This window comes from Rheinheimera sediminis (genome assembly GCF_004005375.1).
GTDB lineage: Bacteria > Pseudomonadota > Gammaproteobacteria > Enterobacterales > Alteromonadaceae > Pararheinheimera.
Map to the genome: position 1 here is coordinate 1 of NZ_RZUF01000003.1, position 13,758 is coordinate 13,758.

Consider the following 13,758-nt stretch of genomic DNA (forward strand, 5'->3'; position numbering starts at 1 on the left):
CGCCACGAGCTCTGCGAGCGGCCGGACAAGAGGTTCTGCTGTCGCCTCTCCCAGAACCCCAGGATGGGGTGAGCACTGTAGTTCACCGCCAGGGTGAAACAGGAAAACGTGACGCAAATAGTTTTGCGTCACGCCTGTTTCACGCCACGAGCTCTGCGAGCGGCCGGACAAGACGGCCCGCGGTCGCCTCTCCCAGAACCCCGGGATGCGGTGAGCACAAAAACGTCTGGAACGTTTTTGAACGGCGCAGCCGGCCCGGAGGGTGGTGCAGGAGGCCGCAATAATGTAGTTCACCGCACCCAAATTCAACACTTCACTGCTCTTAAAATTCAAAACGGGCGCCCACAAGGGACGCCCCTACAGGCAATTCCGTTAACACGAAGAACTAATACCTCCTACCTTTTACCCGCCCATTTCGCTATAATGCAGCCTGTTTTTACAGCAGTTTGGGTGTCGCTTGATCGTAGTTCGTGCAGTGCAATACCTTTGGTTTAGAATGATCCGGCTTGGCTGGCGTTCATGGCTGAAGTTAACCCCATTGATGTTGCTTATTTTGCTGCTTATCTCCACTTTTGTCACACCAGTCCCAGATCAGCAATATCATTTCCCGGACGAAAACACAGCCAACGGCAACTTTCATGTGGTGGAATTTAATGACGAAGGCCAGCCACATGATTTAAAACAGCAGCAGGCTTTATTTGAACGCATAAAAAAACCTGACTCAGCCACAGCCGAACTTGTTATTTTTGTGCATGGCTGGCATCAAAATGCGGCTCCGACCGATGCAAATTTTGTCGCTTTTCAGACCTACATAAAAGAGTTACAACAAGCTGCGCCGCAGCGTAATCTTATCGGCCTTTACTTAGGCTGGCGCGGTGACAAGTATGATCCTTTGTGGCTTGATGGATCCCATAAATCAGAAGGCTGGATGGAACCTCTGGATTTTCCGACTATATTTCAGCGTAAAAGAGTATCGCGCCTGGTTGGCGAACAGGGTGTTAGTCAGTTATTGGACAAGCTCGATGCAGTGGTTGAGCATGGCCAGCTGAAAAGGTACATCTTTATTGGCCATAGTTTAGGCGGTTCAGTGGCTTTGCACGCCAGTAAAGAACGGGTAAAAAAAGCCATAGATCTCGGCAAAGACAACCCGAATTTATATTTACTGCTAAACCCTGCAGTGACCGCAAAAGAGTACAAACCGCTCGATACTTTATTAAGCGTCGACAGGCAGAAGCCCAGTATGGTGGTATTGCAGTCCAAAGGCGACTTTGCTGTGAAGGAGGCCTTTAATTTTATAAAAGATGGTGAGCAGGCGGTAGGTAATTCCTGGGCCATTACTCACGATATAGATAAATGCCCAAGAGGTAACTGTGAAACGCCTCTGCACTTGCATAGCAGTTTGGCTCAGCACGATGCAATTCCGGGCTGTATGATGCAGCTAAATAGATCGGGTTGGCGTATTCGCGCCCGGGTGCAGGCGCGTCGTACTATTCAAAGTTGTGATGACGCCAATATGCAAGCAGTTTGGGTACTGGCGGTGTCTAACGATATTATTTTTGGTCACAATGGCATTTTAACGCCAAACCATGCAGGTGCTTTAGCTGAGATTTTAAGTCTGATTGACTACCACAAAAACCAAATTCCAGAAGCTATCTAGCATTTAGTGCCACAAAATAAGCACAGTGCCAGCAACTGTTAAGCTGGCACCTAGCCAGGCACCGACGGCAGGCCGTCTTTTATAAACCAGCCACAATAAAGGCACGACTAGTACAGGGCTGACAGAAGACAGCATACCTATTAAACCTGCATCGCCCGTTTTTAAAGCCTGCAAAATTAGTGTCATACCTATCACCATGGACAAGCCCGCATTAACAAACACCATGGCGAATACTTTTTTCGTCATAGGTAAATAAACACGGGCTACCTTAAATCCTACCCAGAACAGCAGCAAATGAGCAAATAATGCGACCGTCATCCGTACTGCCGAAGCACTGACCGCATCGATCTCAGTCTCCATCAAAGGCTTTAACATTAAGGTTGAAGCAGCCTGGCATAAAGCCGAAGTTAGACCCAAGGCGATACCGGAACGAAGTTGGGATTGGTTCGACTCCCAATGATGTTGTTCTTCCGCTCTGCGCCCCAGCACTATGGCTGTCATCACGCCTGAGCTTAACAAACCACAGCCGACTAAAGTCCAGCCCCAGATGGATTCACCTAAAAACAGATAGGCCAGCAACACCGAAAACATCGCATGGGTGGCAAATAACACACCGGCACGGCGTGGCCCTAGTCGGTTCATTGAGGCAAATAACGAGGTATCGCCAATTAAGATACCAATAAGTGCTGAGATGGCCAAAAGCGGCAGTTGAGGTAAAGCCAGTGTGCTAAAGCCACCACTAAAAAAAGCCCAAAGCCATAACATGCTGGCCGCGCACGCCAAACGCCAGCGGGTAAAAGCAAAAGCGCCTAAATGACTGGAGGCGGTGGCTGATAACAAACTGCCAACAGCCCAACACACAGCCGCCAATAAAGCTAAGTATTCAAAAGGCACTAATATATTCCTGAAGATAAATAACGATCGCCGCGGTCACAGATAATGGCGACTATCACGGCGTTCTGCAGCTGTTCGGCCAGGCGCAATGCTGCATAAACAGAACCGCCGGAACTAACACCACAAAAGATACCTTCCTGCTGCGCCAGTTGACGCATAGTGGCTAAGGCTTGGTCTGTGGTGATATCTATGATTTGATCAACCCGCTGCTTTTCATAAAAGCCAGGTAAATAGGCTTCAGGCCAACGGCGAATGCCCGGAATACTGCTGCCTTCTGCTGGTTGCAAGCCTATGATTTGAATCGCATCATTCTGCTGCTTCAGATAACGCGACACCCCCATAATAGTACCAGTGGTGCCCATGCTGGAGACGAAATGAGTCACTTTACCCTGACTTTGTTGCCAGATCTCAGGGCCCGTAGAAGCGAAATGTGCCGCCGGATTGTCACTATTATTAAACTGGTCCAGCACTAAACCCGCACCTTCAGCCTGCATTTGTTTGGCTAAATCACGGGCGTATTCCATGCCTTGTTCTTTACTGACCAGTATTAGCTCGGCACCATAAGCCCGCATCGATGCCTTACGCTCTTCTGTCATATTGTCAGGCATAATCAGCTTCATTTTATAGCCTTTAATGGCTGCGGCCATGGCCAGAGCTATGCCTGTATTACCGCTGGTCGCTTCAATCAGGCAGTCGCCAGGTTTGATATCGCCCCTTGCTTCCGCTTGCTGCAACATAAAAAGCGCTGGTCTGTCTTTGACTGATCCCGCAGGATTATTGCCTTCAAGCTTTAACAGCACTGTACTTTGAGTGTGATTAGCCATACGTTGCAGCCGCACCAAAGGCGTCTGGCCAACATAATCTTCAAGGGTAGGATACATAAGGCCTCAGCTGGACTTGGGAAATTGAGGCTAGTGTAGCGGATCCGTCGCTTTACTCACAGACGGATCTGCTATAACTCAGAACCATTAAAACACTGAAAGACGCTTTAAGTTGTCGCACAAAATAGCTGTTGCTATGCCCACGTTTAACGATTCAGTGTCGCTAAAACTAGGGATAGTCACAGGGTGGCTGATCACTGATTTTAAAGCAGGGCTAATACCATTGGCTTCATTACCCATCACCAGATAACCACCTACGTTGCTTAACTTTAATTGATGCACTGACTCCCCTTCGAGGTAAGCGCCATACACCGGCATTTTGCTTTGCTCCAATACAGGCAATAACTCCTGATAAAACATCTGCACCCGCAAAAATGAGCCTTTAGCTGCTGCTATCACTTTAGGATTATATAAATCCACTGTGTCAGGCGAACAGAGAATGTGGCGAATGCCATACCAGTCAGCCACCCGGATAATAGTACCTAAATTACCCGGATCATTGATTTGATCCAATACCAGCACCCAATCGCCTTGCTGCTCTTTAAATGAGATGGCTACAGGGATTTCGGCCACAGCCAAAGCGGCGTTATTGCTGCTAAAAGTACCAACCTGCACCAACTCATGTTCAGTACATTGCTGCACTAAATCAGCTTTAGTACAAAGACCATGATGTTGTTGTAAAAACTGTTCTGTACCGAAGACAGCCCTTATTTTCCATGGGCTATGCAGTAATTCCAGCACAGATTTTTCGCCTTCGACAAAAAATAGCTGCTCAGCTTTGCGGTATTTTTTTTGTTGCAGGGACCGAATAAGCTTCGACCATTTCTGACTAATCATAAACCCTTCTTACTTGAAGCCGCAGCTGCCTGACTGCGCTTTTTCTTCCGAACATAGATTGGTCGGCGAGACGGGCGGGGACAAGCCCCGCCCCTACGTGTGTCGCCTTGCTTGGTTTACAGTCTCCGCAGCCTTGTAAGCTACACTTTTTCTCTTCCGAACATAGATTGGTGGTTGAGACGGGCAGGGACAAGCCCCGCCTCTACGGCTGTGCCTGATATTTTTGTTGTCCTGCTACCCAGCTTTGGTGCACTTTGGTTTGCCATAAAGTTTCAGCAGGAGCTTTAAAAATATCGCGATCAACCAAAATAAAATCAGCCCACATGCCAGGTGCTAAGGACCCCATGCTTTGATCCTGAAAGGCACCATAAGCAGCGTCCAGAGTAAAAGATTTTAAGGCCTGAGTTAAGGTCAGACGCTGTTCCGGTAGCCAGCCGCCTACAGGTTGGTTTTGCTGGTCCTGACGCGTAACTGCAGCATGTATGCCGTAGAAAGGATTAGCAAGTTCTACCGGGAAATCTGAACCAGCGACTATGCGACTGCCCTGATCCACAAAGCTTTTCCAGGCATAAGCGCCGCGTAAACGGGCTATACCTAAACGATCGGCGGCCATATTTTTATCTGAAGTTGCGTGCGTAGGTTGCATTGCAGGCAGAATATGTAGCTGTGCAAAACGCGGAATATCTTTAGGCGACACAATCTGTGCATGTTCAATACGGTGGCGGCCTTGTTCTAATTGCTCTTTGCTTGCCAACTGCTCAAACCTGTCTAGTACCAAACGGTTGGTTAAATCACCTATGGCATGCACATTGGTTTGAAAACCAGCCTCCAGAGTCAGCTTCATAACCGCTGTTAACTTGTCTGGCTGAGTAACAAATAAACCCTTTTGGCCAGGCTGGTCAGAATAAGGTTCTATTAAGGCTGCACCTCTGCTACCTAAAGCTCCATCGCCATAAATCTTCACAGAGCGGGCTACAAATAACTCGTTTGGATCGAAGATCGGACCTGCGTTTAACCAGCCGGCTAAGTTAGGATCTGTAGCAGAGAGCATGGCATAAATACGCAGTGGTAATTGATTGTCTTTGCGTAGCTTTTGATAGCTTTCTAAGTTTGCCTGATCGACCCCGGCGTCATGCACCGAAGTAATGCCTAAAGCCAGCAAGTGTTCGAAGGCTGCATTGAGGGCAGCTAAACGTTCAGCTTCTGATTGCTGTGGAATATGCTGTTCCAGCAATAACATGGCATTGTCTATTAATACGCCTGTTGGATTGCCTTCTGTATCCCTGATAATTTCCCCACCTGGAGGATCTATGGTTGCTTTGGTGATTCCAGCCAGTTGCAGCGCTTTACTATTAGCCCAACCCGCATGACTATCCACCCGGGTCAGCCAAACGGGTTTATCGCTAATACTTTCATCAAGCAAGGCTTTACCAGGGAATTGCTGGGTAGGCCACAGCACCTGATTCCAGCCACCGCCTAAAATCCACTGTGAATGTGGATGGCTTTTAGCAAAAGCAGCAACTTGGGCTACAGCCTGAGCCTCGCTGCCTGAGCTACGCAAATCTACTCTGTTCAGGTTTTGACCCAGGCCCAATACATGGCCATGGCCGTCTATTAATCCGGGTAACAATGTCTGGCCTTTGCCGTCTATTTGCTCTGCATTGTGGTAGGCAGCAACAGCGGTTTTATCGCCACGAGCTAAGACTTTGCCCGTCTGGTTGTCAAATACAAAATGGTTGAACTCAGCAATTTGGCCTTTTTCATCAAAGCCATAACCCTGAATATTATGCAGCATGACAGGTGCAGCCGATAAAGAGCTGCTGAGAAGGGCTACACTGAAAATAGATGGAGTAAAAAAACGCATAACAGAATTCCCTGGTTGGTCCGTTGCCGGACCTGCCGGGCTAACGGTATTTTTTCTTGGCTTTTTGCTGGCGGACTTTTTCCCGCTCGGCTTTTTCAGCAGCTCTGATGGCCTCCTCTAACTTAGCATTCTGCAGTTCCTCTGTCACCATATCTGGTGTTTCAAGACTGACAGGGCCAAATAAACCAGCGCGAAGTTCGGTAATTAAAATCGAACCTGCTTTTTGTAAATCAACCACGCCACCTTTACGCATACAACCACGGCGTTCGCCCAAAGCGTCTAATAAGGCGACGTCATTTTCGGGCTGTTCTTTTAGCTGATACCTTGCCATTACTTGTTGAGGGTAAGCTTTGAGCAAGTAATCTGCCGCGAAAATAGCTATATCTGCATAATCAAAGGCGGTGTCTTTAATAGCACCAGTAACGGCCAAACGATAACCACAACTGGCCGGACTCAGCTTGGGCCATAAAAAGCCCGGCGTGTCAGTCAGGATTACATTGTTATCGAGTTTGATCCTTTGTTGTATCTTGGTAACACCAGCTTCATTGCCGGTTTTGGCAATAATACGGCCAGCTAAGGTATTAATAATGGTCGACTTTCCTACGTTTGGAATACCCATGATCATGGCGCGTGCGCCGCGGATATCTAAATTGCGCTCTGGCAGCATTTGGTTGCAAAGTTGTAATAAAGCCTTGATTTGTTCGGGATTTTGCTGACTAATAGGAATGGCTTTAATGCCTTTTTCCTGTTCAAAACGTTCTACCCACAAAGCGGTGACAGCAGGGTCTGCCAGATCGGCTTTATTTAGCACCTTGATCACCGGAGTGTCACCACGCAGTTCGGGCACCAAAGGGTTTTCGCTGGAAAAAGGAATGCGGGCGTCCAGCATTTCGATAATGATATCGACCTGTGGCATAACCTCGGCAATTTCTTTACGGGCCTTGTGCATATGGCCTGGGAACCAGTTTATCGACATAAAAACTCTCTTGGGTTAGCCGCTTGGCGGTTGGAACAGGAAACAATTCAATATTTTACGCTGTTATCAGCTGAGGCAGGAACTTTTTTCCGGCTTAAACCTCCGATTAGCAGCTTTTTACGTAGAAGAGTCTTGTAATGCATACACAACGGAGTCACAGGGAATGCAGAAGTTGAAGTATCTGACAGGTTTAGCCATCACAGCTGTTGTATCAGCTGCACCTTCAATGGCCGCCGAGTTTAAACAAGTTCAGGTGCAGCTGGAACATCCGGCGAATGGCAGTACCTTACTGATACCAAGTGCAAAGGCTGTATTGCAGTCTGGTCATTCATCCGAGAGTCGCTGGTTGAGCTGGGTTGATTTAACCAACAATACAGCGAAGCAGGTGGCTATCCCAACACAGGCACAGTTCTTTCATAAAGCGCAGATCAAAAGTCAGCCAGTTGAAGTACTGGTTGTCTTGGGCAATGAAGGCATTAGTTTTTTCAAGCCTGAAGATAGCAGCTGGCATAGGTTACTCAACACTGAGTCTATGTATCGCACAGTGGATAGCAAAAGGTTGCTGAAACTGGATTTTGTCTATGACTTAAATAATGATGGTTTATCTGACTTTGTAGTGACAGATTTTAATGCGCATCATGTGTATATGCAGCAACAGGATGGCAGTTTTAATAAATTCTCTTTGGCTGTGGAAGCCAAATCCCGCATTTTTGATGAAAACCCGGATTATATTGGCCGCAAAGCACGCTTTCTGGACTGGAATGGTGATGGACGCACTGATATTGGCTTTGCGATAGATGATAACTTGTTGTTGTATCTGCAAACAGAAAGCGGTTTTGCTACCCAGGCCCAGACCATTCAGCTTGGGTTAGGTTTAACACCAGACGTTCAGGCTGAGCTGAGGGGCGGCGATGGCCGAAGCTTTAAAGGCTTGTCGATCAGCAGGTTGTACGATGTGAAAGATTTAAATAACGATGGAGTTGCCGACTTTATTGTACGTCAGGAGCAGTTTGCCGACGCAGTGGAGCAAAGCTATAGCTATCGTATTCATTATGGAACAGTTGAGCAGGGGGCTTTGCAGTTCAACACCGAACCTGATGCACGTATTAATACCAAAGGTATCCAGTCTGAACCTGTATTTACCGATCTGAACAACGACAAAAAGTTAGATTTTTTTACCCCTGCAGCTGAATTTGGTATAGGTACTTTAGTGAGGGCCTTACTGGCTGGTACTGCGACTATGGAACTGCAGTTTTTTCCACAGTTACCCAGCGGAAAATTTCCTGATAAGCCTGTGTATCGGCAAGATGCAACAGCGAAGGTCAGCATTGGCAATGCTCAGGTGAATTTGCCTGTACTGAAGGCACTGGTCTCAGAGCAGGCTCCGGCTTTGTTGTTGATAGGGGATGAAGATCATTTAAAGCTATATCAAAGTGCCAAAGAAAAACTATTTAGCAGCAAAAGTGTTCGCTTAAAGCAGGCTATACCGTTAAACGGTATGCTGGCCTCCACAGCAGATATAGACCAAAACGGTAAAATGGATTTGATTTTACCTTTTACCCATTTAGATCCGGAAGCTGTGCGTAACCAGCTGCATTTTTTACTGCAGCAATAACTTTAGGGTCTTAACCATAGTTTCATTTGTGGATAGCCATCTGCAGCAGATGATTGTTCACACATGCCATACCAGCTCAATAGCGGATGGCCAAAACCGCCTCCACCACTAAAGGCGGCTATATAGGCTTCTGAACCGCCTTTGTAGCCCTCGCTATGAAATAAAAATTCAGGCGGCAAATTTAAATGCACCAAAGCTGCCCATGACCAGGCGATAGCCGCCATTTCTTCGGCTGGCCCCTGATTGGCAGATTCATTCACATTGTCATTCAGCAAATGACGCTGGGCTGTGGGCGTAACGGCTATATGACCTGCTTCATGCAGCAAATCTCCCGGTTGAGTAAGCTGTTCAGGGTCAATACAAAGACCTCCTTCTTTAATCAACACTCCTGCTAAAAAGCTCGGTTCAGCCAATGGCTGGAGCTGATACCTAATACCAATATTGTCAAAAAAGGCTAATACTTTTTGCAGTGGTGCTGTGATTTTGTCCCTCATTGCCTTTCTTTGTTCCTTTTTTCTGCTAGCCTAGATTTTTATAAAACAAAAATAACGACTTAGCTATGACTATTTGTAGTTTTGCTTTGCTCGGCCCTGTTGCCGGATTTCAACAAATGCGTGAAGAACTTGAATTGTTGCTGCAGTTGCAATGGCATACTCATGTGAATCAAAGAGACTATCAGGGCGGATGGGATGTATTACCTTTGCGTTGTGCCTCAGAGCATTTGAATGGTCATGCTATTTTGCAGAGTTTTGCTCTTTACCCCAGTGAAGGTTGGAGCAATTTGCCGCAATTGGAACAAAGCCCTGCCTTATTACGTTTCATCAACGAGTTGCCCTATCAGGTGAAGTCAGTGCGACTGATGCGCTTACACCCTGCGGCCGAAATTAAACCGCATTGTGATCACGGCTTAAGCCTGGAACATGGCGAAGCTCGTTTGCATCTGCCACTGCAAACCAATGAATTACTGAAGTTTTTTGTCAATGATCAACTGGTGCCTATGCAAGCAGGCCAGCTATGGTACATCAACGCTGATCAGGTACATAGGGTTGAAAATAAAGGTGCCGAGCCTCGTATCAATCTGGTGCTGGATTGTGTAGTCAATGCTGAATTAAAGGAGCAAATTTATGCCGGATGGCACACTGAGTTATCCAGAGTTAACTGAAGATGTGTTATCACTTTTTGCGACTCAGATCCTCAAGTGTCAGGGTGCAGCTGAAGCGCGGCCTTTGATTGTTTCGTTGCTCGCCACCTTATGCCAGCATCTCGATCTGGACCTGCACCCAGACCAATACAAAGATAAAGACTTTACCCTGACCGCTTTTGGTAAAGCGGTTTCCCCAACAACAGCGGCTCAGTGCGCCGAGGATATTGAGCGAAGCAGGGTCTTTATTCAGGCTATTTACAGGGCGGTACAGGACCGTCTAACCGAAGATCGCCCAGTGTTTGTGCTCTATGCGGGCACTGGCCCTTTAGGTTGGCTGATCTTGCCCTTACTCAGTGTATTCAGTGCACAGCAGCTTCAGGTGACTGCGTTGGATATTCATCAGTTTTCCCTCGATAGCTTCCGGCATTTATGTAAAACGCTGAAACTGGAGGACAGAATAGCGGACTGGGTATGCGCTGATGCGACTGTGTGGCAACCGCAATCAGGCGTGAGCTATGACCTGATCTTGTCTGAAACCATGAATCAGTTTTTGGAGCAGGAACCTCAGGTGCAGATTTTTGTCAATTTACAGCCTTGTCTGAAAGACGGCGGTTGTCTGATCCCACAACAAGTGTTGTTGTCGGCAGATCTGGAATGGCAGTATAAACAAAAGCTGCAACGTCATAGATTAGGGCCTGTATTTTGTTTGGACCTGGATAGTGCTAAAGCTTTGGCACAAGGCAAAACCGGACTACTACAAAACCAGATGCTATTGCCTGAATTTGAACCTGGCCCGGTAGATATTAAATTGTGCACTGAAATTCAGGTCTATCAGCAGTTTCGGCTGGTGGAGAAGCAAAGCCAGTTAACTCTGGCAAAATACCGCAAACAATTGCTGCTTAAACCCGGCTCTGTGCTTGAATTCAGTTATCAATCCGGGCAAATTCCGTTGTGGCAATTAGATTATCAAAGCCTGAGCTTTCCATTGGCGGCAAGTGATGATTTGAGTGTCGAAGGGCTCTTTCATTTTTACAGATTGTGGCAAAAAACTCAGATCAAAAAGTTAAAACTCCCCACTGCCTTGCCTGCAAACGAATGGTTAGTCGACAGAGCACTATTGGATCTGGCGGGTTTAGGCTTACATCCGGGTTTGCAGCTGTTATACCGCTGCGACAGGCTGTCTGAGTTACAACAGGAAGTGCGGCAATTAGCACTTACTGAAACACAAAAGCAGCAGATCAATCAGCAATTGCGTGAACTGGCTGCCGGGCAACAGAGTAGCGCAATACCTTCAGTACTGTCAGAGCAACAGCTGGCTTTCTGGCACCAATTTGGTTATCTGGTGGTGCCGGCTGTACTGACACCGGAACAATGTGAACAAAGCAGGGCCGCTATCTGGCACTATCTGCAGGCCTCGCCAGAGCAACCACAAAGCTGGTACAGGCATTTGGGCTTGTGTGAAAAAATCATGTTGCCGTTGTTTCGTCATCCGGCTTTAGATGCCAACCGGGAAGTGCCCCTGATCCGACAGGTTTTTGAGCAGCTTTGGCAAAGAACCGATCTGGTGATGAGCACAGACAGAGTAAGTTTTAACCCACCACAGACGGCAGACTGGGCCTTTCCTGGCCCGGATTTGCATTGGGATATGCCACTTCGTGCTCCTGTTGAGTTTGCAACTCAGGGTTTAGTTTATTTAACTGATACCACAGAGCAACAAGGGGCTTTTTGTTGTGTGCCAGGTTTTCATCTGCAGGCGGAACACTGGATCACCAGTCAGGACAAAACGGAGATTGAGTTACAGCAACAGCAGTGGTCTGATTGGCCCGTGAAAGCTATAGCGGCAAAGGCCGGAGATTTGATCATCTGGCATCATGCCTTACCTCACGGCCCCAGTGTCAATACAACAGATAAACCCCGCATGGTGCATTATATCAACTGTTACCCGATAAAAAGTGAAGCCTGAGTGCAGTATCAATTAACACTGTATTGGCAATTGTTGCATGATGGCAAAAAACTGGCAGCATTACAGCAAAGCTGCTCTATCGCTGATTTTGTGCAACAAATGGCCTTGTATCTGCAATGGCAAGATTTGACCTTTGACCTGATGCTGAGCTTTTTAGATCAGCAGAATAACACTGTGCTGGTGCCTGATCTGGAGCTGTTCAGTCGTTTCTGGCAACCCGCAGATTACCGGAAAATGCATCAGGCCCTGAACTGGGTTCCCGCTTTTGAGCCGTTGCAGCAGCCTTTTTTTCAGGACGATGTACTAAAACAACGAGGCAAGCTGCTGGCACGCTTTATCAGGCCTGTCACCTTAGTTTCTGACCTGCTGACACAAACTGCTACATTAGCCCTAGTCAGTCCGGACCTGATTATTTTTCACTGGTCCCGCTGCGGTTCTACCTTATTGGGGGGCTTATATCGTCAGCTATCCGGGGTAAAGCTGCTGTCTGAACCTATGTTAATCAGCGATATGTTACTGGACCCGTTCTGGCCTGAAGATCTCAAACCACAACTGCTAACTCTGGCTGTTCAGTTGCAAGGCCGCTTCCGGCATGGAGAAACTCAGTTGGTAATGAAATTAAACGCCTGGGATTTGCCGCTGTGGCCGCTGTGGCTGCAACAGTTTCCTGCTGCCAAAGCGCTGTGCCTCGGGCGGGATCCTGAAGCTATTCTGGCCTCACATCAGCGGATCTCTGGTATGCATATGGCCGGCCTTCCTAGTCAGCTTGGGGTTCTGGGTGATATCTGGCAACACTGTGGCAGTTTTTTTAGTGGCCGTTGTGAAGTGCTTTATGTCCTGATGCAAAGTAGTGAAGCTCTTGTTCGGCAGAAGCAGGCTGTTTTCATCGACTATCAGCACTTAGTCCAATCAAGCCCAGATCAACTGGCGGCCTGGCTTGGCCGGACACCTGACAGCAATGAGCTACAGCGCTGGCAAAGTTTCAGCACAAGAGACGCCAAGCAACCTGAACAGGCTTTTCAGCAGGCTTCAGCACGGCTTGATGTGGTATTTGACCCTGAGCAACAGCAGCTGATCCAGGGCAGGCTACAGCCTTTGTATCAGCTGTTGCTGCAAAAGTCGGAGTTATAACCTAAACGTTCTGCTACTTGCTTAATAGCAGGTACTTTTTGTAACAGCGGAAATTCAATAGCACAAAGGGCAATAGCACCAGCGCCATACTGATCAACCAGGCCCGGAGAGGCCGCATCAGCAACAGCTTCAGGCCCGAAAAATTCAGTTAAGGCTTGTTCAGTTGTTGCGCTGAATAATTGCTCAAAGCTTAATTCCAGCCAATCCTCAGCAGGCCAATTCTGCCGGAGTTGTAAAGCTTTAGCCTGCACTTCGGTCCAGTACCATAAGTTTTTTTCAGCTGGGTTGAGCAGAGGCCAGAGTGCATGCCACTCTGCCAGATAACCCTGTTCAGGGTTTGGCAAAAACAAATTTTTCAGTGGTAAATGCGGCACAAAAGGCGGCACAAAAGCATTTATCTTGAGCAACGAATGTACTGTATCCAGTGGGTCTCGGTGCAGATGTATGAGCCTGACCCGCCCATTTAGTTGCTGCCTGAACCACTCTAAATGACGCCAGCAGGGAAAACCTGTTTCAATATAACTCCGCCCCTGGTTTAAATGTTGCTGAATTTCGGACATGTGCTGTTGTATTAGTTCCTTATTACAACTCAGTGGCAATAGTTCCGTATTGAGGTCTGGCCGGTAATGGAAAGACAAAGGCTCATGCACTATCTGTTGGTTCGGGTACAACAAGCTCAGCTTTTCTGTCAGCCACTGAGTACCACAACGACCGGTAGAGAACACAAAAGTAGCTGATATCATTCGGCTTTTCCTGAAAATTTGAGGCTTTGCTACTGTAAAACATTTTTCTGTCG

Annotated in this window: 12 protein-coding genes; 5 read left to right on the plus strand and 7 right to left on the minus strand. The window is 47.5% G+C overall.

Annotated features, from left to right (window positions below; translation table 11 throughout):
* The first annotated feature begins 457 nt into the window (after positions 1-457).
* Positions 458-1,657, plus strand: coding sequence for an alpha/beta fold hydrolase (locus EMM73_RS02200; protein ID WP_261373305.1), 1,200 nt, complete (start codon positions 458-460; stop codon positions 1,655-1,657).
* Between the two features lie 3 nt (positions 1,658-1,660).
* Here EMM73_RS02200 and EMM73_RS02205 read toward each other — a convergent pair whose 3' ends face one another.
* The 5 genes from EMM73_RS02205 to ylqF form a co-directional block, all read right to left on the minus strand.
* Positions 1,661-2,551 carry a DMT family transporter gene (locus EMM73_RS02205; protein ID WP_127684829.1) on the minus strand — a complete coding sequence of 297 codons (891 nt, stop codon included), beginning with the start codon at positions 2,549-2,551 and terminating at the stop codon, positions 1,661-1,663.
* Positions 2,551-3,432 (minus strand): cysteine synthase CysM, encoded by an 882-nt coding sequence (gene cysM / locus EMM73_RS02210; protein ID WP_127684830.1) that lies wholly within the window; start codon positions 3,430-3,432, stop codon positions 2,551-2,553. The genes EMM73_RS02205 and cysM overlap by 1 nt, the downstream gene beginning before the upstream one ends.
* Before the next feature lie 87 nt (positions 3,433-3,519).
* Positions 3,520-4,269, minus strand: a complete 750-nt coding sequence (locus EMM73_RS02215) for a TrmH family RNA methyltransferase (RefSeq protein ID WP_127684831.1) — start codon at positions 4,267-4,269, stop codon at positions 3,520-3,522.
* Positions 4,270-4,471: 202 nt separating this feature from the next.
* A complete protein-coding gene (locus EMM73_RS02220; protein ID WP_127684832.1) occupies positions 4,472-6,133 on the minus strand; it encodes an amidohydrolase in 1,662 nt (553 codons plus the stop codon).
* 40 nt (positions 6,134-6,173) lie between these two features.
* Complete coding sequence (ylqF, locus tag EMM73_RS02225; protein WP_127684833.1) at positions 6,174-7,109, minus strand: ribosome biogenesis GTPase YlqF; 936 nt, start codon at positions 7,107-7,109, stop codon at positions 6,174-6,176.
* A 163-nt stretch (positions 7,110-7,272) separates the two neighbouring features.
* On the opposite strand from ylqF, the gene EMM73_RS02230 reads away from it, so the two are divergent.
* Positions 7,273-8,724, plus strand: a complete 1,452-nt coding sequence (locus tag EMM73_RS02230; RefSeq protein WP_127684834.1) for an FG-GAP repeat domain-containing protein — start codon at positions 7,273-7,275, stop codon at positions 8,722-8,724.
* Positions 8,725-8,726: 2 nt separating this feature from the next.
* Here EMM73_RS02230 and EMM73_RS02235 read toward each other — a convergent pair whose 3' ends face one another.
* Complete coding sequence (locus EMM73_RS02235) at positions 8,727-9,218, minus strand: hypothetical protein (RefSeq protein ID WP_127684835.1); 492 nt, start codon at positions 9,216-9,218, stop codon at positions 8,727-8,729.
* A gap of 65 nt (positions 9,219-9,283) precedes the next feature.
* On the opposite strand from EMM73_RS02235, the gene EMM73_RS02240 reads away from it, so the two are divergent.
* From EMM73_RS02240 to EMM73_RS02250, 3 genes are read left to right on the plus strand one after another with little or no spacing between them, the layout of a single operon-like run.
* Positions 9,284-9,886 (plus strand): aspartyl/asparaginyl beta-hydroxylase domain-containing protein, encoded by a 603-nt coding sequence (locus EMM73_RS02240; protein ID WP_127684836.1) that lies wholly within the window; start codon positions 9,284-9,286, stop codon positions 9,884-9,886.
* Positions 9,849-11,831, plus strand: coding sequence for a phytanoyl-CoA dioxygenase family protein (locus tag EMM73_RS02245; protein ID WP_127684837.1), 1,983 nt, complete (start codon positions 9,849-9,851; stop codon positions 11,829-11,831). Before EMM73_RS02240 ends, EMM73_RS02245 begins: the two co-directional genes overlap by 38 nt.
* The gene (locus EMM73_RS02250) at positions 11,832-12,962 is read left to right on the plus strand and encodes a hypothetical protein (RefSeq protein ID WP_127684838.1); all 1,131 of its coding nucleotides are present in this window, start codon (positions 11,832-11,834) and stop codon (positions 12,960-12,962) included.
* Here the strand turns inward: EMM73_RS02250 and EMM73_RS02255 are convergent.
* Positions 12,932-13,705: a sulfotransferase family protein gene (locus tag EMM73_RS02255; protein ID WP_127684839.1), complete on the minus strand. Its 774-nt coding sequence runs from the start codon at positions 13,703-13,705 to the stop codon at positions 12,932-12,934. The genes EMM73_RS02250 and EMM73_RS02255 overlap by 31 nt on opposite strands.
* Positions 13,706-13,758: the final 53 nt, after the last annotated feature.